This is a genomic window from Geobacillus sp. BK01, assembly GCF_052220245.1.
GTDB lineage: Bacteria > Bacillota > Bacilli > Bacillales > Anoxybacillaceae > Geobacillus.
In genome coordinates this window covers 182,371-201,858 of record NZ_JBQPTH010000006.1, presented here as the reverse complement: position 1 = coordinate 201,858, position 19,488 = coordinate 182,371, and the positions used below count along the sequence as shown (strand labels likewise).

Genomic DNA, 19,488 nt, shown 5'->3' with positions numbered 1-19,488 from the left:
ATTGAATGAATCTGAATTTAAAAAACAAGTGTTAGCGAAGATCAAACAGCTGAAAATCGGCAACGGACTGGAAGAAGACGTGTGGATGGGGCCATGTGCCAGCCAAAAGCAATTAGAGACGGTTCTTTCTTATATCGAAAAAGGGATCGAAGAGGGAGCGACATTGCTTTGTGGCGGCCGCCGCTTGGACGATGGGGAGTTGGCCAACGGATTTTATGTGGAGCCGACGGTGTTTGAAAATGTATCCCCAGACATGACGATCGCCCGCGAGGAAATTTTCGGGCCGGTGCTCGCCTTAATCAAAGTGGACACGTTTGAAGAAGCGATAGCTTTAGCCAATGACACGCCGTTTGACCTCAGCGCCTCGATTTTCACCCGAAATATTGGAAAAAATGTTAACGTTTATCCAAGATATTGAAGCCGGGCTCGTGCGGATTAACGAAGAAAGCGCTGGCGTCGAGCTTCAGGCGCCATTTGGCGGCATGAAGCAATCGAGCTCCCATTCGCGGGAACAAGGACGGGCGGCCATTGAATTTTTCACTGCCATCAAAACCGTCTTTGTCAAAGGGTAAGAAAGCAGCCAAAGGGGTCTCCATGCAGCGGGGCCCTTTTTTATATAGGCAGGAGGAGAATGCTTTGTTTCTCTTGAAGAAAGCAGCCTTTCAGAACAGCTGTTTTTTGCTTTACAGAAAAGTGAAGGATCATTTGTGCGACATTGTGAAAGGAGAGATCGTTCGCTACGAGCTTCCTAACATTGCAGCGCTGCAGTTTGTTTGCCACAACGCACTCGATGGTGGTGTCACCACTTCGCTGGCCCTTGATCCGCACGGCAAAACGTTAAGCTATGCTCTGCTGACGATGCAGATCGATCTGGCCAATGGCATATAGCAAGGGGGAATGTCATTCTCTATCTCAATCCTATATCATGCTCTGTGAGCGATCAGGCAGGCCGAGGTGGGCCTGCCTGTTTTCGTGGTGAGGAGCATTCGAAATGAGAAAAAAATGAGAAAATGAAAAAAAAACCATCAAATATATTGACAACGATAATTTTTATCAATTAGAATAAATCTGTGTTAGTGATAATGATTATCTATTTCAAAATAATTTGTCGACGTATTGGTTTCTACATGCTTAGTTGAGAGGTAGAAAAATGGGAGCTAAGAAGCCAAGCGTGGTTGAATGCTTCGGCGAGAGGTTGGACAACAGAAAGAAAAAGGATACATAGTCAAATCGCGCTCGGTTGTCGCCTCATTTAGTTTTTATGGAACGGTTGGACGGATGGGATGAGCGCAGATAAAAGAAGACAAACGGTAGGATGAGGACGATGAAAAAATGGGTGTTGTTGCTTTTTGGATTATCGCTTCTTTCCTTATTTGTCGGGGTACATGATTTATCGCCCCGTGAGCTGTGGGAGAGGGATCGTGATGCGTGGGAAATTTTCTTGATCAGCCGGCTGCCGCGGCTCGTCAGCATCATCATCGCTGGGGCGAGCGTCAGCATTTGCGGCTTAATTATGCAACAGCTTAGCCAAAACAAGTTCGTGTCGCCGACGACGGCAGGAACGATGGACTGGGCTCGGCTTGGGCTATTAGTGTCCATGATTTTGTTCGCTTCGGCTGCGCCCATCGTCAAGGCCGCTGTTGCTGTTTTGTTTGCATTTGTTGGAACACTGTTGTTCATGACGGTGTTAGATCGTGTCAAATATAAAGATTCGGTGTTTATTCCGCTTGTCGGTCTCATGTTTGGGAATATCGTCGGCTCGGTGACAACGTTTTTGGCGTATAAATATGATTTGATCCAATCGCTGTCCGCTTGGCTACAAGGCGATTTTTCGGTTATGATGCAAGGACGCTATGAGATGTTATACATTAGCGTCCCGCTTATGGTGGTCGCTTACGCGTATGCCAATCGGTTTACCATCGCAGGCATGGGAGAAGAGATGGCCACGAATTTAGGGCTTCGTTACCGATCGATTGTGTATACAGGACTGATCATTGTTGCGATCATTTCATCGATTGAAGTGTTGACGGTCGGCTCTCTGCCGTTTTTAGGGTTGATCATTCCGAATATTGTGTCAATGTATTATGGCGATCATTTACGCAAAGTATTACCGGTAACTGCGCTTGCTGGGGCGTTGTTCGTACTTGTTTGCGATTTGCTCGGTCGGATTGTCATTTATCCATATGAGATTCCGATCGGCTTAACAGTAGGGGTGATCGGGAGCGGCATCTTTTTATATTTGCTTATAAGGAGAACGAAGCAATATGTCTAACCGGATGAAAACAGCAGTGCTCGTTGTACTGGCCTTAGCTTTTATTGCGTTGTTCTTGCTTACTGAGCTGCGCGGCAACATTGAATATATTTTACGCTCCCGCGGTGAAAAAGTGACGGCGATGGTGCTCGTTGGCTGGGCGGGAGCGATTTCAACCGTTTTGTTTCAAACGATAACGAACAACCGGATTTTAACGCCAAGCATTATTGGACTTGATTCTGTGTACATGTTAATTCAGACAGCGATTGTGTTTTTGTTCGGGTCGACGACATTGACGATGATGAACGATACGGTGCATTTTCTCCTTTCCGCTGGGAGCATGATTGGCTTTTCGATTCTTCTCTATTCTTTCCTCTTTCGGCGGGAAGGGCAGACGGTGTATTTCATCCTGCTTGCCGGGATGATTCTGGGGACGTTTTTTCAAAGTGTGACATCGTTTATGCAATATTTGATTGACCCGAATGAATTTTCGATTATCCAAGACCGAATGTTTGCTAGTTTCAACAATATGAAAACCGAGTTGCTTTGGCCGGCTGGCATTGTCATTGTGATTGCTATATGGTACACATACCGGCATCTTCCCGAGCTCGACGTATTGTCACTCGGAAAAGATCACGCGATTAACTTAGGCGTCTCCTATGAGACGGTTGTCAAGCGGATGTTGATGATTATCGCCGTGCTCGTTTCCGTATCGACGGCGCTTGTTGGACCAGTCATGTTTTTCGGGTTGATTGTTGCGAACGTCGCTTACGCGTTTTTTCAAACGTATGAACATCGGTATTTGTTCGTAGGGGCGGCGTTGTTTGGTGTTATCGCTCTTGTCAGTGGTCAATGGGTAGTTGAGCGGGTGTTCACGTTTTCGACGACATTGTCCGTCATTATCAATATGGTAGGTGGAGCATATTTCCTATATCTGTTGTTAAAGGAGCGAAAAGCATGGTAGAAGTAAAAGAAGTATCGAAACGATACGGCGGAAAAAAAGTCGTTGATCAAGTGTCGCTTTCGATTCCCCGGCGTCAATTGACATCGCTGATTGGTCCGAATGGAGCGGGAAAAAGCACATTGCTTTCCATCATGAGCCGCCTCATTCCAAAAGATAGCGGTGAAGTATGGATCGATGGAAAAGAAATCAGCCATTATCGGACAGAGGAACTAGCGAAAAAGATTTCGATTTTAAAGCAGTCAAACCATATTGCCGCTCGTCTGACAGTGAAGGAACTCGTTTCATTCGGCCGATTTCCGTACTCGCGCGGCCGACTGACGCGCCAAGATAACGAATATGTGCGCGAAGCCATTCACTACATGGAGCTTAATGACCTACAGCACCGCTATCTCGACGAATTGAGCGGCGGACAGCGGCAGCGGGCGTATATTGCCATGGTGCTTGCGCAAGATACGGATTACATCTTTTTAGATGAGCCGCTAAACAATTTAGATATGAAACATTCGGTGCAAATGATGAAAGTGTTGCGCAACTTAGTGGATCAGCTGGATAAGACGATTGTTATCGTCATGCATGATATCAATTTCGCTTCCTGTTATTCCGATTACATCGTTGCCTTAAAGGATGGAAAAGTCGTTTCCGAAGGCGATGTATCCACCATGATGCGCAGCCAAGTACTGCGTGGCATTTACGATATGGATGTTCATATCCAAACGATTGAGAACAGACGCATTTGTGTATATTTTTAAGACCAGTCATTGCAATGGCGCGAATATGGCTAGAAGACTTATTCAGACGAGATGTAGCTTGTGTGATCCATAACGTGGCGGACTGTGCGCCCGTTTCATTGTCGGCATGACGTGCATGGTTTTCAACAAGGCTGGTGAAAAACAACGATCACTCCTAGCTGACGTTAGATCGCGTGAAATGAGAAGCCGATGCCGCAAAGTTTCTCCATTTGAGAAACAAGGCAGTAAAGCGACTTGCTCCTTTCATCACCGGCCTTCTAGATTCTTATGGTTGATTCAGCTTTTGCATTTGCTTAGGCAAGATTGGGCGCCCCTGGCTAAGCAGGAGAAAAAGCTGTCAACATATTGATTATGTCGATCATCATACAAATGGGGGGAAAAGCTGATGAAAAAGCGGTGGTTATCGGTTGTTGTTGCCTTGCTTCTTGTTGTATTAGCGGCTTGCGGAAACGGCAACAGTGAAAAGGCAAGCGGCAATACGAGCAATAACAACAACGAGGAAAAAACAGTTCAAGTCGAAGAGATCACTGTCAGTCATGAACTTGGCGAGGTGAAAGTGAAGAAAAATCCAGAAAAAGTCGTTGTGTTTGATTTTGGCGTGCTCGATACACTTGATCGCTTAGGGGTAAACGTGACGGGCTTGCCGCAAATGAACGTGCCATCGTATTTGGAAAAATATAAAAGCGGTGGCTATGAAAACGTCGGGAGTTTACAGGAACCGGACTTTGAAAAATTAAGTGAAATTCAGCCGGATGTCATCTTTATTTCCGGACGTCAAGCCAAGCTGTATGATAAGTTGAGCGAAATTGCACCGACGGTGTACATGGCTGTTGATACGAAAAACTATCTTGATTCTTTTTCCAGTAACATGAGATTATTGGGGCAAATCTTTGATAAGAAAGACGAAGTCGCTGCAGAATTGGAGAATATCCAAAAACAAATTGACTCCGTAAAAGCGAAAGCAGGCGACAAAAAAGCGTTGATCATTTTAACGACCGGTGGGAAAGTGAGTGCATATGGAAAAGGGTCACGCTTTGGGATTATCCATGATGTGCTTGGCGTCCAGGCCGTTGACCCGAATTTAAAAGCGGATACACCGCACGGGCAAAACGTGTCGTTTGAATACATTGCCGAGCAAAATCCGGATTACTTGTTTGTCATTGACCGTGACGCCGTTGTCGAAGGAAAACCGACAGCGAAACAAACGATTGAAAACGCGCTCGTGAAAAAGACGAAGGCATATCAAAACGGCCATATTGTGTACTTGGACCCGAATTATTGGTATTTGTCGGGGGGCGGTCTGACATCGGTATCAGAAATGATCAAACAAGTAGAAGAAGGATTGAAATGAGGAACAGGCGGGCTTAGACGGCCCGCCTGTATTCATAAAATGACCTGTTTTATTTTATAGATGTCCCGTTCGTGTTCGATGACTTTGTTTGAGAGGAAGGCGATATCAAGCTTTGCGTTGTTCAGCTCGTCGGTGAATGATTGGACATGGGCGTCAACCTTTTTCTCTAAGGAGTCGAGCCTTTGATGGATGGAAGAGACTTCACCGTGAAGTTTATGCACGTCCATGGCGAGGGCTTCCAGTGCAGCGTCGGTTTCATCCTGGCGGTGAAGAAGAGCAGACATTAGGTCATACAGTTCTTTTTGGCCGGCTTTGATATGGGCTTGTTCTTCTTCTAACCGCTTTTGGCCTTGAAGGAGAGCTTGCTGGATCCGCCGAAATTCTTCTTGCTCTTTTCGCATTTCTTGTTGTTCTTTTCGGATTTCCTGCTGTTCTTTCCGTATTGCTTGTTGTTCTTTTCGGATCTCTTGTTGCTCTTTCCGAATCTCTTGTTGTTCCGCTTCCAAGCGCTTGTGGCTGTCGACGAGGAGACGCAGCGTGTCTTCGATATGGCCGAGGCGGTCAAACAGTTGTAAGAGGATCTCTTCGCTCATGTTGGCCCCTCTTTCATCTTAATTTCCTTCATTATAGCACGTATGTTCTTGTCGAACAAGCAGGAATGGTGTATATAGGAAGGCGGTCAAACATATGATACAATGAATAGATCAAGCGGCCCAAATCTCAAAGAAAGGAATCGGGATATGCTGTACGTTTCTCCTGCCAAAATCGCAAGCTATTTTTATCATGAATGCGAGCGGAATTTTTACTTTCAGTCGTTGGCGAAAGAGCGGCGCGGCGAGCTCGATGTGCCCAAGGAGCTGTTTGAGCGGCCCGCGGTTCATGAGGGTGTGCTGCGCCGAGGGGTTGAGTGGGAAGAGGAAGTGATTACGACCTATTTGGCCGGCCAGGTGAAGATGGGGAAGCGAGAGCCTGGCACGCCGATTTCCCACTGCTATTTGGATGAAGAGGAGACGATCCGCGAGCTGAAGCAGCCGAGCAAGCGCTATTTATACCAGCCGACATTGATCGCGCCGCCGCGCTTTTACGAACGGTACGGGTTGGATCTGAAAGTGATCCGATTTGCGGCGTGCCGTCCGGATTTGATTGAGTGCATTCCGGGGCAAAACGGCTTTGTGTTCCGCATCATCGACATCAAATCATCAGATGTGTTAAAGATTTCCCACCGCGTGCAAACGGCGCTGTACGCGTTGATGTTGTCCTCGGTGTTAGAGGAGCACGGTGTTAAGGGCAGCGTCGATTTGCGCGAAGCCGGGATATGGACGTACAAAACCGAGCAGCCGCAGCTGACAGATATCGGACAGCTGCTTCCGTTTCTTGAGCAGTTTTTGGCTGGCGAATTGACGGCGCTGGCTGGGAAGCAACTTGATGAGCTGTTTTGGCATTTGGATTATCGCTGTGAATGGTGCCCGTTCTATGATTACTGTTTCGACAAAGCGCGGAAACAGTCGCATATTTCCCTCGTTCCGTACTTATCGAGCCATGCGTCCCGCTTTATCCGCGAGCGGCAGCTTCCGGAGACGATCGGAGAGTTTCGCCAACTTCTTGAGCGTCAAGAAACGAGACACGTCCTAAAACAAAACGCTGGATTGGCGCGTCAACTTGGGCGGCTTGAAGCGCAGCTTGAGGCGATTGCGGAGGAAAAGGTCGTTCCGTATGACCAGGCGGTGACGCATATGCCGATATGGGAAGACATCCGTCTGATTCTCACCGCGCAACGCGATCCGTTGACGGGGAAGATTGCGGCGGCATCGTTGTACCGTGTTGGTGGAACAGATGTGTTTGGAACGGGATCAGAAATGCATCATGTTATTGCTGGTTCTCTGGAAGAATGCGACGCGGTTGGCCGAACGTTTGCCGATGCGCTGGACCGCCTGCTTCAGACGGTGCACGATTACAACCGGGATCGAGAGTGGCGGTCGCAAAAATCGGTGCAGGCGTATGTCACCGACAACTATGAATGGGACAATGTGCAGCAGCTGCTTCAAGCGCTTTTGTTCGATCCAGACTATAACGAAAAAGCTGTTCGGCTGCTGTCGTATTTTCATAGCAGCTCACTAGCAAGTGCCAACGATCATCCAGATGAAATCGTTCCGCTTCCTGTCGTTGTGCTGACAACGGCTGTGAGTCAGCTGTTCGCCTTGCCGACGCATGTTGCGTACCGTCTTGAAGACTTGTCGCGGTATATTGCGGCCTACCATGATTCGCCGTTTCTGTACTCGGCGAGCGAGCGCTTTTCGTTCCGCTTGACAAACGCCATGAAACTGGATGTGCTGCATGATGCCTGGCAAACAGGGGACACGGAAACACGGCAAGCGGTCGAGAAGGAGCTGAGCCGCCGCCTTTGGGCCGCTCACAGCATCATTCAAGGAATCCGTGCGTGGGCCGAGAGCGTCGATCCTTCGCCACTTATGGTCTGGCCGGAAAAATTTGCGTTTCCTCATTCGGCTGATTACCGCGATCCGCTTGTGTCCAAGCTGGCGTTTATGGCGCGCTACGAGGCGCTATTAAACTACTTGGATATTCGCCAAAAGCGCCTGCTCCCGCTTTCGGAGCGGCTTGAGAACGGAGTGACGCTTCATGTCACGTACCTTGGCGGCGATCGGTTCCGATTGAACAACCGCCAGGCGCTTGAAACGATCGATCTAAAGGCGAGCTGGATTTTGACGGAGTGCAATGAGGAAGGGGAAAAGGCGCAACAGACGTTTCCTGATCATAAGTACGCCAGTGAATGGAAGCCGCCCCAATGGGCCAATGTCTATTTTGTCCGCATTCGCGCCATCGAAGATAATGGCAAGACAGCTGAACTCAAGCTCGAGTTGCCCAAATGGCTCGATCGGTTCCCGCTTGTGGAAGGAGAGGAGTATTGGCTGTCGCTTCGGCATGCGGATTTTACCACCCCGCGCGTCTTGCAGGCGTTGCAACAGTTGGATCAGGAACATCATCGCATCTTGGACTTGATTCGCGATCCGATTCGCTATCGGAAAACGTTTCGTCCCAACTGGGATGCAGAGGAAGTCAAGGCGCTTCTCCGCCGAAGCGGGTTGACAAAAAGCCAGCGTCAGGCGTTTCTCCACTTTCTCCGCCATACGTTGACGCTCGTCTGGGGGCCGCCTGGCACCGGGAAAACCCACTTTATCGCCGCCGCTCTTCGGCTGCTTATGGCGATTTACGAAAAGCGGGGACGGAAGCTCTCCATTCTTATTTCCGGCTTCACCCATGCAGCGATCGAAAACGTCCTGCGCAAAGTTCAGGAGCTTATGCCGCGGCGCAGCGTCCATATCGCGAAACTTGGTGAGATTCAGACGGAAAACGCCAAAGGAATCGCCGAGGTGGCGGACCGTGACCTTCCCCGATGGCTGGGCAACGGCGGGCATCGGGTGCTTGGCGCCACGCTGTACGGCATTCAAAGGGCGTATGAAAAAGACTGTCTAGAAGAGTTTGACGTCGTCATTCTGGATGAGGCGTCGCAAATCCGCGTGGCCGATTCACTGTTGGCGCAGCGCCAAGTCAAAAAAGCAGGCAGGCTGCTTATCGTCGGCGACCATTTCCAGCTGCCGCCAATCATTCAAGGGGCGTATGCGGCCGCGGAAGGGGAGCCGCACCTGTTCGACTCGATTTTCCGCCTGCTGCTTGACGCGGATGTGGAGAAGCGGTATACCCGCCAACTGACGGACAATTTCCGCATGAACGAGGCGCTTTGCCGCTACCCGGCCGAGCGGATTTACAGCTCCCAGTATACCGCGTTCACCCGCCAGATTGCCGAACAAACGTTGACGCTCGCCCCTGCGCCCCGGGCCGATGGGTGGATCGAAGCGGCGATCGACCCTGACTATCCGCTTGTCGTCTGCACGTATGACGGTGTATACGGTGCCCAAGAAAACGAGGCGGAGGCGCGCTGGGTGGCGGGCATCGCGAAGGTGTTGCGGGAACGGCTTCTCGACAGCGAGGGGAAACGGTACGATGACTCATCAGAAGGCGACCAAGCGTTTTGGCGCCGCGGGCTGTTTATCATCTCGCCGCATCGGGCGCAGATCCGCGCCATCCGCCGTGCCCTTGAACACCAACGATTGCGCCCACCGTTTTTCGTCGATACGGTTGATAAAATGCAAGGGCAAGAAGCGGATGCGGCGATCATCAGCTACGGCGTCGCCGATCCGGAACTGGCTGTGATGGAAGGGGAGTTCATCTACAGTTTGAACCGCCTCAACGTTTCGCTCACACGGGCGCGGAAAAAGGCGATTCTCTTCCTCTCGCGCCAACTGATGTCGCCGCCGCTTCAGGTGATCGGCAACGAGGAATACCGTGAAGGGGTGAATTTTATGCTCGGGCTCGAGCACTACGCTTCACGGCACGGGGAAACGCAAACGTTTACGGTCGACGGTGTCGCGCTGCGAATGTACCGAGTCGGCGGCCATGTGTTCGATCACGCGGCTTCCCGCGATCGTTAAGATAGAAAAGTGAATAGCGGCAATGCTACTGGCTGCTTGATCCGCCATGCCGCCTTCTCTCGCTCATTGGCTCGCCTTGTGTTCCGTGCTGCGCGCAACCGTGCACGGTCCGAAAACAGTCAAAAAACGGGGGAGGTGTGCATGGCGGTTTCTTTTGGACGACCAAATCATCTATATAATTGTTATTTTGTTACATATTGCCGATAGGTCTTAACGCCTGTAAAATGATTTTTGTAAGAAACGAAGAAAGCAGCGCTTCTTGCCATTCGTGTGAAGCACTAGATGGACGGCGGAAATGGAAGGACAAATTGGAATACCTTTGTTTGGCAACGGGTGACTGCTTGCATAACAGAAAGTGAAGGTGAGTGACATTGTACACAGTTTTTGAGGCTCTGTTTTCCTCAATCAATAAGATTGGAAATAAAGGGTTTACTGATTTATTTCTTTATTTTCAGCTTGGTTTGTTTTTGGTGATGGCTGCCTGGCAGTTGATACGAATTCAAAGGGAAATCGCGGTGATGAACCAACTGAAGCCGAAGCTGCTCGAGTTAAACCGCTCCTTAGATGGAAGCGCCTACGAAATCGATCGAACCATTAATGATCTTTTTGCCCAAACGAAAAGGTCCAAGTATAAAGAGTTGTGGGAACGATATTACAATCGTGTTTCGCAAAAAAATGAGGACGAGCGCATCAATGTAGAACCATTTTTTGGGGTTGATGTAATGTATCATCATATGGGTTATCGAACGTTGATGGATATGGGGGCGGGCATCCATGTCAGCCTCGGTGTTCTTGGCACCTTCGTCGGTCTTTCGGTCGGATTGGCTGAGCTGCATATTGGCGATACAGAAGCGCTGCGGTCAGGGATTAGTAGTTTGCTAGACGGGATGAAAGTGGCTTTTTACACCTCTGTATGGGGCGTGCTGCTTTCATTGACGTGGACGATGTTTGACCGGTGGATTAGCGGTACGCTTGAGCGCAATATCGATTGGCATTCCGAGCGGCTTGACTTTTTGCTTAGCACGGACGATGAGGAACTATTTCTTAACCGTTTGGAAAAGTTATCGCGCAGTCAAGCCGACCATTTGAAAACGCTGTTAACCGATGCGCTTGAGAAGGCGATGCAGCCGATCGCCCTGTCGCTTCAACAGTCACACGGCAGCTTGCAGCGGGCGTTTGGCCAGCTTCATGACCAGTTTGCCCAACTGCGTGAAGGAATGGAAACACAGGCGAGGTTGCTTGAGTCGCAAATTGAGTTGACAAAAAATACAAGCGCTGATGTAACGAGCCGACTTGTTGATGAGATTACAGGTGGAACACAACAATCGATCGGGCGGTTTAGCGAGTTCGTCCAACAGTCGCAAGTGCTGCAAGCGGAAATGATGAAGACAATTGAAGCGTTCACGAGCCGTTTTGCCCATACAGAAGAACGGCAGACGATGACACTCGAGCGAACGGAAAAAATGTTTGCGCAATTTGAGAAAATGGCGGCAGAACTTGAATTAATGAAAGACAGCTATCAGCAAACGGCAGGCATGATGAACGGGTTAGGCGAAACATTCCACCAACTGCAGCAGCTGACGAAAGACCAGCTTCCGGTTCAACAGGAAGTGATGCGAAGCAACCAGCTGTTGGCCCAGAAGTATGATGATTTGGCCGATCAGTTCACCCGCTTTAATGCACAAGTTGAAGCGCAGTATAGCCAGCTGCTCGAACAGCTTGTCCATGCATCGTCCTCACTTTCCGCCTCGTTTCAAACGATGGCGAACAGGTTTGACGAGTCGCTTCGCGTCCAAAAAGAATCGTTGCGTGATTCGCAGCAGCTGCTTGGCGATGTCCAGTCGGCTGTGGCGGCGCTGTCGCCGCTTGTTCCCGAGCTGCGTGAAACGTTCGACCGCGTCCGCGAGCTAAAGGAGCAGCTGCTTGATATGCAAGAGGCACAAAAAGAGCTTCTGCCAGAACTTGTGCAGCTCCGGACGCAAACAAAGGAAACGGTTGAGGAAGCGCTGCAGACGACAAAAGGGTATATGCATGAAATGACGGAGCAAATCGAGGCACTGCAACAAAACTGGGCGACAACAAAAGAACAATTGTCAAGAATCACCGATGCCCTTCACTTGTCGATGAAGGATTTCGCTGAAAATATTGACAATGGTTTAAGCAAAACGTATCAACATTTTGATGAGACATTGACTAAGGCGGTGCAGGAAGTGAGCGGGCTCGTTTATCAATTCAGTGAAGTGCAGGCGGATTTTATTGAGAATTTGGAAGACTTGGTGGACCATTTTGATAAATGGAAAGCAGGGGCTTCAACATGAAATATCGGAAACGGACGGAAGTCAATTATTGGATGTCCTATGCAGACTTAATGAGCGCCATGTTGATGGTGTTTGCTTTGTTGTTGACGTTTGTCATCCTGGATTACCGTGAACTGCTCGAAGAAAAAGAAAAGCAAATCGAAGAGGTTGTCAGCGTCAAAACGGAGATCATCCGGGCTTTGACCGAAGCGTTTAAGCAATCGAATATGGCGATTGAAATTGACCAGCAAACAGGGGCCATCCGCTTTCCCGGGAGCATTTTGTTTGAATCCGATTCGGCGGAAATCTCCCCGGAGGGGAAGGCGTTTTTGCAGCAATTTATTCCTAAGTATATGGGGATTTTATTGCAGGATCGTTTTCAAAATGAGATTTCAAGCATCATTATTGAGGGGCATACCGACCGGAATGGAACGTACATGTACAATATGTCTTTATCGCAGCGTCGGGCGTATGCCGTTTTAGAGTATATTTATAGCAAAGAGTTTCCGAACTTTAAAGAACGGGAGTTGTCGAAAAAATACATCACGGCAAATGGCCGAAGCTTCAGCAGCCCGTTGACAGATGCGACAGGTAAATATGACCCTGACCGTTCGCGGCGGGTCGAGTTTTTATTCCGCCTTAAGGACGATGAAGCCATTAAAGCCATCGAAAAGTTGGTGAACGAATAATGAAGTATGAGTACGAACCGGTGTTGCTGAAACGATGGCTGCGGGAAGCGCGCCCACCTCTTTTGAAACAAACGGTTGAATATAGCGCTGAGAAATATCAAGGTGTGCTTGAACGGTTGTCCGAGCAGTTCACGCAAATAGCCAATGCGCCGGTTTCGGCGTTTCAAGAGTGGGTACAACAGCTGTCGCGGCGCGAGAAGCTTCTTCTCCCAAACTTGTACAAAAAGGAGCTTCCCGACGAAATCAAAAAAGCGATGATCGAGTCCATTCAGCGCCATATCCAGCATGAGCGCCGCCTGTTCCGCGTGTTGGTTGATGTGATGTATGAAACGTGTGATTTGGACGAAATTTGGAAGCTTTTGCGTTACGCCTATGCTGCCCACATAGAGAAGATCGAAAAGCGGATGGAAAAAGAAAAAAGTGAAAAATGGCGGCGTTATTTGTTAAGCCGAGATCCGATTGTATATTTGGCGACAGAGGCGTATCAAAGTGAAAAAGGGATTTTAGACGAGCTAGAGACGTTTTATCTAACAAAAAACTTCCCGTTGTTTAAACTCGTGCTTATGGAAATTTTCCAGCTGGCTGACGAATCATTTTTTCTCAAGGAACAAAATTTATACCAGGACATCTTTGTTTCGGCAACAAATGAACAACAGCAAAAGATGGCGCACGCTCTAATTAAAAAGTGCAAGCTGAACCGCGTCAAGCCGCTTGGAAAACTGATTTTTGAAAAGCTGCAAACGTACCGGAGAAAGCCGATGCTCTGGAGATATGTCGGGGAGGAGGAAAAAAGTCGGTTTGCCCAGTGGATTATGAAACTGGAGCTGAAAGACTTTTTTGGCGGCGTCAATAAAAACCATGAACGGTTTCAATATTGGGAGAAGTTTATCCCGCAGCTTGAAGATGTCGTCGTGACCGATGAGCGCACGACGCTGATTATGTATTTCCGTGACGTTGTCATTATAGAAGTGCTTGGCACTGGGGCGGTGTACATCTATCGTGCCGACGTTTTTCAACGCCATTTTCAACCGAAAATTGACCGGATGCTCGCCGAACGGGAGCGGTTTGCCAACAAGGCATGGCTAAAAGCGCGGGAAGTAAGGCGGACCGAGCTGATGGATAGAAATTTGACAATTCCAGGCGGCTGGCTGCGCCATAATGGCGGATGGCAATGGAAGTTTGACGAATGGCTTCGCCGCGAACTCGGCTGGGAGGTAAAAAGGGATGTTCTTCTTCAAAAAGAAACAGAAAATGATGAAGGCTGTTTTGATGCCGACTGAAGATGGGGTTCATTTTTCGTTTCAACTGCACGACGGCAAAACTGTCACTGAGCTGAAGCTGCCTATGGCCAGAGAGGATATCGAAAAATATTATAAAGTGCAAGGATTTCAGCAGTATGTCGCTTGGGAGGAGCTGTACGACTCCGGCGTCCTTGCCGATTCGATCTTGCCGTATCATGAGTATTATAGATTGTTGGAAGACGAAGGCGCCAAAGAGGTGCTCCAATGTTTGGGGCTTCCTGTTGTTGAGGAGAAGGTAAGCGGAAAACTCTTGCTTCGTTCGCTGCCTAATGAAGCCGATTTAGTTCTGCAGCTATTCGATGCCAGCGGGCGCAACCTAGACCGGATTGGGAAGTCGGCGGGAGCGATGTATGGGTTGCCCGATCGTTTCCTACTGCTTCCGGAGCAGGTGTACCGTCTGAAACGTGCGCTTTTGGAACCGTATGAATCGGGGTATGAAAAAATCGGCATTTGTCAACAGCTGGCTAAGGAGGCGGGCATTCAGCTTGAAAACTTTTTGCAAACGGAGACGTACCATATTGTTGATACATATGATCTCGACATCGCCGTGCACCGACCTGACCATATCGAGCTCGTTGTAAAAGGAAGAACAGAGGAGGAGACGCGCCACCTTCAACAGTTGGAGAAGATCAGCAGTGTAAAGAAAGGCCATGCCCGAAGCCGGTTTATCAGCACCGCACGAGTCCATGCCGATATTGTCCATTTACAGCAAAAGCGGCATATTATGGGGGAAGAAGTACCGCTGTTTTTGGAAAATCCAGCCGCTGTTTTGCCTGAGCACGATTACTTACTTGATTTGGATCAGTTTTCAGAACGCGTTCGCGGCCTCATCCCGATTGAACGAGTGCGCCCTGTTTTTCATGAAGGGGCAGGAATGAAATGGTTCGATGAGGAAAGCGGTTTTGTGGTTCCATACGATGAGTCGTTTTTGCGCGAACTGATGGAAAATTATCCAGACCAACAATACGTTGAGTATAACGGCAAATGGATTTACTTAGATCCTTTATTGCGACGAAAGCTGCTGCAGCTGCCGAAAGATGCCGACGAAGCGTTGAAACGGCGGTATATTCTTGATATTAAAGATAATGAGGAAGAGCTTGAATACAAAATGGACAGCGCCCAAGCGGCGCCGTTCCGTCGTTATCCGCTCCCTTCCGAGCTGCAGGCGGAACTTTTTCCGCATCAAATTGAAGGGTTCGAATGGCTTTGCCACTTGGCGGAGCAAGGAAGAGGCGGCTTGCTGGCCGATGATATGGGGCTTGGCAAAACCATTCAAGTCATAGCGTTTTTGTTGCATCAAAAGGCTCGTGGGCAGCTGAGGCCGACGTTGATCGTCCTGCCAATCGCCCTTATCGAGAACTGGGTAGCGGAAATCGAAAAGTTTGCTCCAAGTCTGCTCGAGGGTTTGTATATCCATAAAGGGGGCGGGCGGCTGGCTTCGTCGCAGATTATTTCACAGTTTGATCTCGTTTTGACCAGTTACGATACACTGAAAATTGACCAGCTTTTGTTGGGGAAGATTGAATTCCAAGCGATTATTTGCGACGAAGCGCAAAACATCAAATCGCACGCCAGCCAACGGTCGCGCGCCATCCGCGCCATGCAAGGGCATTTTCGTCTGGCGATGACCGGCACGCCGGTTGAAAATAGCTTAGATGAGCTTTGGGCAATTATGGATTTCGTCCAGCCCGGTGTGTTAGGTTCGTTAAAAGAGTTTCGGTTCCGCTATGCAGAGACATCGGATTATAACTCGCTGCTTAAAGCCATTCAACCATACTATTTGCGGCGGACGAAGCAGCAAATTCTCGATGACCGCCTGCCTAAAAAACACCTTGTTCCGCCGATTTACGTCGAGGCGTCGTCAGTGCAGAAAAAGATTGTCCGGTCGATGTTGGCCACAAAAGAAAGTGGACAAGTCGCCATTTTGAATATGATCACAAGGCTGCGGCAGCTGTACGGCCATCCGGGAGCAGTCATCACCGACTATGAAAATCTCCCGGCTGCAGAGGTGCCGAAGTTGAAGGAGACGTTGCGCATCGTTGAAACGATTCGACAAAAGGGGGAGAAAGTGCTTATCTTTACAGAGTTTCGCAAGCTGCACTTTCTTTTGAAGCGAACATTCATGGAAAAATACGGAATTTCCGTTCCGGTAATTGATGGGGATACGAAAAATCGTCAATCGGTCATACAGCGTTTTAACGAAACAAAAGGTTTCGGCATTATGATTTTATCTCCGAAAGCGGCCGGTGTCGGCTTGACGATCACAAGTGCCAACCATGTCATTCATTATACACGCTGGTGGAATCCAGCCGTTGAAAACCAAGCGACCGACCGGGCGTATCGCATCGGTCAGCGGAAAGATGTATATGTTTACCATATTATCACTACGGATCGTTCCCATTTCCCGCAGGGAACAGTAGAAGAATTGATGCACGAACTGCTGGAAAGCAAACGCCATTTGGCCGAAAATGTCATCATCCCTTTTGACATGCGTGAGATCCAGCAAGCCATTGCCGAGAGAATGATGGAACAACGTCAACTCGTCTAGGGACAGCTTCTCTCCCGTCTTTGGAATCGCCCATCCGCCATGCCGCCTTCTCCCGCTCATTGGCTCGCCTTGTGTTCCGTGCTGCGCGCAACCGTGCACGGTCTGAAAACGGTCAAAAAACGGGGGCGGGGGTGTTTTCATGGCAAAAAGAAGGAAACCGGCGCGCCATGGCGAAATAATGGCAATAAGATTCGTCGATAAGAAGCACTGCGCTGGGAATGCGCGGGAAGAGAGGGGGCGTGCCATGGCAAATGCCGGCGGGAGAAGACCGGTGTCGGATGCTAGATTGGAGGCGATCAAAAAGCTTTTTCCTAAAGCGGTGGTAGAGGGGGGCCTCGATTGGAAGCTGCTGTGGGAAGAGCTTGGCGATAGGGGAGAGGAAACGTATGAGTTTATATGGCCGGGGAAGGCGGAGGCGAGGCGGCTCGCCGAAACGCCTGCGTCCGGGGTGCTGCGGCCCGACCGGGAAGCGAGCAAACAGTGGGAGACGACGAACAATTGGTATATTGAAGGGGACAATTTAGAAGTATTAAAGCTGCTGCGGACGTCGCATGCAGGGGCCATTCAAATGATTTACATCGACCCGCCGTACAACACCGGGAAAGTGCTGACGTATAAAGACCATTGGCGCCAAAAGAAAAACGCCCCGGCCCGGGGGCAGGGAGCGGACGAAGCGCGCGTTCATGCCGGATGGCTAAACATGATGTATCCGCGCCTTTTGGTGGCGCGGGAGCTGTTGGCAGAGACAGGGGCGATGTTTATTTCCATTGATGATACAGAACAGGCGAATTTGAAAAAAATGTGCGATGAACTGTTTGGCGAGCGGAATTTTGTCGCCACGTTCATTTGGCAGCGGGCGTTTTCGCCTGTGAACATGAACAAGTTCGCTTCGCGCAACCATGACTTCATCCTCTGTTACGCGAAAAATATCGACCGCCTGGCTTGGTACGGCTTGCCGCGCCATCCGGAAGCGGACGGGCGGTATGCCAATCCGGACAACGATCCGCGCGGGCCGTGGACGTCAGGCGATTTGTCGGTCGGTCCGCCGATTCCGGAAAAAATTTATGACATCGTGACCCCAGGCGGCCGGATTGTTTCGCCGCCCCATGGGTATTGTTGGCGGGTGACGAAAGAACGCTTCGCCGAACTGATGGAAGACAACCGCATTTGGTTTGGCAAAGACGGCAACGGGGTGCCGCGCCTGAAGCGGTTTTTAAGCGAAGTGAAGCCGACGGTGACACCGCTTACGATTTGGACGCATGATGAGGTGTCCCATTCGCAGGAGGCGAAAAAAGAGGTAAAGGAGCTGTTCGGCGGGCTGGCGGTGATGGATTACCCGAAGCCGGTGAAGCTCATTCAGCGCATGGTGGCGCTGACCACGAGAGATGACGACCTCATCCTCGACTTTTTTTCCGGCTCGGCGACAACGGCCCATGCGGTAATGCAGCAAAACGCTGAAGACGGCGGTCGGCGGTCGTTTCTCATGGTGCAGCTTCCCGAGCCGCTTGCGGAAACGTCAGCGGCACATGAAGCCGGATTTCGGACGATTTGCGACATCGGCCGCGAGCGCATTCGCCGCGCAGGGGAAAAAATCGTCCGTGAAAGCGGGAACACGAAGCTTGATATTGGCTTTCGCGTATTTCGGCTCGAAAAGAAATCAAAACAGCCCGCTCGCTAGGCGAACGGGCTGTTTCTCGATGAGGCTGATGAAAAGCGTTTTATAAAGCAGGCGTTGCGTCTATGTTCCGAACCCTTGATGTCCGTCGTTTCAGGCGCTTTTTACAACGACGCTGCAGCCCAGCGGTCGTCGATAAAGACGTCGTATTCGGCAGCAATCGTTTCTTTGAGCTCCGCCAAGGACGGAATGCCGTCGGTGAAGGTGTATGTGTCAAGGCGAATGAGCGAATACTCGTCGCCGGGGTCAAACACGATGGTGACAACTTCTTCTGTTCCGGCGTCCACCTGCCGGACGGCGTCGTGGCCTTCCGGTTCAACGAGCACGTTTTGGTATGTTTCGTGAATGACGTAGTATCCTTCCACTACTTGACCGGCAAATAACTGTTCCATGTCCATCAGTTCATGGACGATCATATTTAGTCCTCCTAGTTTGTGAAATTATTCTCAATGTCAGTATACAACGAAATGGCGGCGAAGGTAATAGGCGGCGACGGAAGTTTGAAAAGTTGTCACTTTTCTATGCGATGCCGGTTGGACGGGAAGGGCGGAACGTACAAAACGGGCGCCCGTGCCGACGGACGCCCGTTCATGTGATGGAGATCAATCTTTCGCTATTGTGGATGCCGCCGGCTCATAGGTTGGGTCGAGACGGCGCCTTGCAAAGGCGAAGTAGCAAACGATGACGACGGCGGTGATGAGCAAAGTCAACAGCAACTGCGACACCATTGAATCGATAAACAGCATTGAGGCGAGAATCACGAGCAATACAAGAATCGTAAAATAAGTCAAGTGTGGAAACAGCCACATTTTAATGAATCGCTGTTTTCGCGTTCGAGTTTTTTCCGCAGGCGGAGCTGCGAGACGGCGATGGCCAAATAGACGAGCAGGGCGATCGCTCCGGAAGAGTTGACGAGAAAGAGAAACACTTTGTCCGAATGGCTCCTGGTCCCGTTGAGTGAATGACCGCCCCGCTTCCGACAAACAGTCCGGCGCCGATCACCCCGGCGATGGCGATCATGGCCATATGGCGCTCTTTCAATCCTTTTTGCAGACCGGAATGATTCATCCCCACTCCCCCTCCCAAAAGAGTTGAAATTTGTTGAATAGTATGACTATTATGTTGGTTTTAGTGTATATGGAAACGCTATCATGC

General features: G+C 49.8%; 13 protein-coding genes and 2 pseudogenes. 12 read left to right on the top strand and 3 right to left on the bottom strand.

Annotated elements, in window-relative coordinates; genetic code table 11:
• Positions 1-16: 16 nt before the first annotated feature.
• From ACTVDO_RS09145 to ACTVDO_RS09120, 6 genes and pseudogenes are all read left to right on the top strand, one after another.
• Positions 17-572 (top strand): annotated as a pseudogene (locus tag ACTVDO_RS09145) (aldehyde dehydrogenase family protein); the annotation flags it as partial.
• A gap of 64 nt (positions 573-636) precedes the next feature.
• Positions 637-888: an AtuA-related protein gene (locus tag ACTVDO_RS09140; protein WP_244956350.1), complete on the top strand. Its 252-nt coding sequence runs from the start codon at positions 637-639 to the stop codon at positions 886-888.
• A gap of 436 nt (positions 889-1,324) precedes the next feature.
• Entirely contained in the window at positions 1,325-2,272 is a 948-nt protein-coding gene (locus ACTVDO_RS09135; RefSeq protein WP_063166160.1) for an ABC transporter permease, read from the top strand.
• On the top strand, positions 2,265-3,215 hold the full coding sequence (locus ACTVDO_RS09130) for an iron chelate uptake ABC transporter family permease subunit (RefSeq protein ID WP_063166159.1): 951 nt from the start codon (positions 2,265-2,267) through the stop codon (positions 3,213-3,215). Before ACTVDO_RS09135 ends, ACTVDO_RS09130 begins: the two co-directional genes overlap by 8 nt.
• Positions 3,209-3,964, top strand: a complete 756-nt coding sequence (locus ACTVDO_RS09125; RefSeq protein WP_063166158.1) for an iron ABC transporter ATP-binding protein — start codon at positions 3,209-3,211, stop codon at positions 3,962-3,964. The genes ACTVDO_RS09130 and ACTVDO_RS09125 overlap by 7 nt, the downstream gene beginning before the upstream one ends.
• 385 nt (positions 3,965-4,349) lie before the next feature.
• Entirely contained in the window at positions 4,350-5,315 is a 966-nt protein-coding gene (locus ACTVDO_RS09120; protein ID WP_063166157.1) for a siderophore ABC transporter substrate-binding protein, read from the top strand.
• A gap of 32 nt (positions 5,316-5,347) precedes the next feature.
• On the opposite strand, the gene ACTVDO_RS09115 is transcribed toward ACTVDO_RS09120, so the two are convergent.
• Entirely contained in the window at positions 5,348-5,908 is a 561-nt protein-coding gene (locus ACTVDO_RS09115; protein ID WP_442901368.1) for a hypothetical protein, read from the bottom strand.
• 147 nt (positions 5,909-6,055) lie between these two features.
• Here ACTVDO_RS09115 and ACTVDO_RS09110 point away from each other — a divergent pair, with 147 nt between their 5' ends.
• The 6 genes from ACTVDO_RS09110 to ACTVDO_RS09085 all read left to right on the top strand — a co-directional run bounded on the left by ACTVDO_RS09110 (position 6,056) and on the right by ACTVDO_RS09085 (position 18,336).
• Complete coding sequence (locus ACTVDO_RS09110) at positions 6,056-9,823, top strand: AAA domain-containing protein (protein ID WP_442901367.1); 3,768 nt, start codon at positions 6,056-6,058, stop codon at positions 9,821-9,823.
• 518 nt (positions 9,824-10,341) lie between these two features.
• Positions 10,342-12,141 (top strand): hypothetical protein, encoded by a 1,800-nt coding sequence (locus tag ACTVDO_RS09105; protein ID WP_442901388.1) that lies wholly within the window; start codon positions 10,342-10,344, stop codon positions 12,139-12,141.
• Positions 12,138-12,809: an OmpA/MotB family protein gene (locus ACTVDO_RS09100; protein ID WP_020959543.1), complete on the top strand. Its 672-nt coding sequence runs from the start codon at positions 12,138-12,140 to the stop codon at positions 12,807-12,809. The genes ACTVDO_RS09105 and ACTVDO_RS09100 overlap by 4 nt, the downstream gene beginning before the upstream one ends.
• The gene (locus tag ACTVDO_RS09095; protein WP_020959544.1) at positions 12,809-14,089 is read left to right on the top strand and encodes an EH signature domain-containing protein; all 1,281 of its coding nucleotides are present in this window, start codon (positions 12,809-12,811) and stop codon (positions 14,087-14,089) included. Before ACTVDO_RS09100 ends, ACTVDO_RS09095 begins: the two co-directional genes overlap by 1 nt.
• Complete coding sequence (locus ACTVDO_RS09090) at positions 14,079-16,658, top strand: DEAD/DEAH box helicase (RefSeq protein WP_235183452.1); 2,580 nt, start codon at positions 14,079-14,081, stop codon at positions 16,656-16,658. The genes ACTVDO_RS09095 and ACTVDO_RS09090 overlap by 11 nt, the downstream gene beginning before the upstream one ends.
• A 244-nt stretch (positions 16,659-16,902) precedes the next feature.
• On the top strand, positions 16,903-18,336 hold the full coding sequence (locus ACTVDO_RS09085) for a site-specific DNA-methyltransferase (RefSeq protein WP_020959546.1): 1,434 nt from the start codon (positions 16,903-16,905) through the stop codon (positions 18,334-18,336).
• Between the two features lie 101 nt (positions 18,337-18,437).
• On the opposite strand, the gene ACTVDO_RS09080 is transcribed toward ACTVDO_RS09085, so the two are convergent.
• Positions 18,438-18,749, bottom strand: coding sequence for a hypothetical protein (locus tag ACTVDO_RS09080; RefSeq protein WP_020959547.1), 312 nt, complete (start codon positions 18,747-18,749; stop codon positions 18,438-18,440).
• A gap of 186 nt (positions 18,750-18,935) precedes the next feature.
• A pseudogene (locus tag ACTVDO_RS09075) lies at positions 18,936-19,267 on the bottom strand (GABA permease); the annotation flags it as partial.
• Positions 19,268-19,488 lie beyond the last annotated feature (221 nt).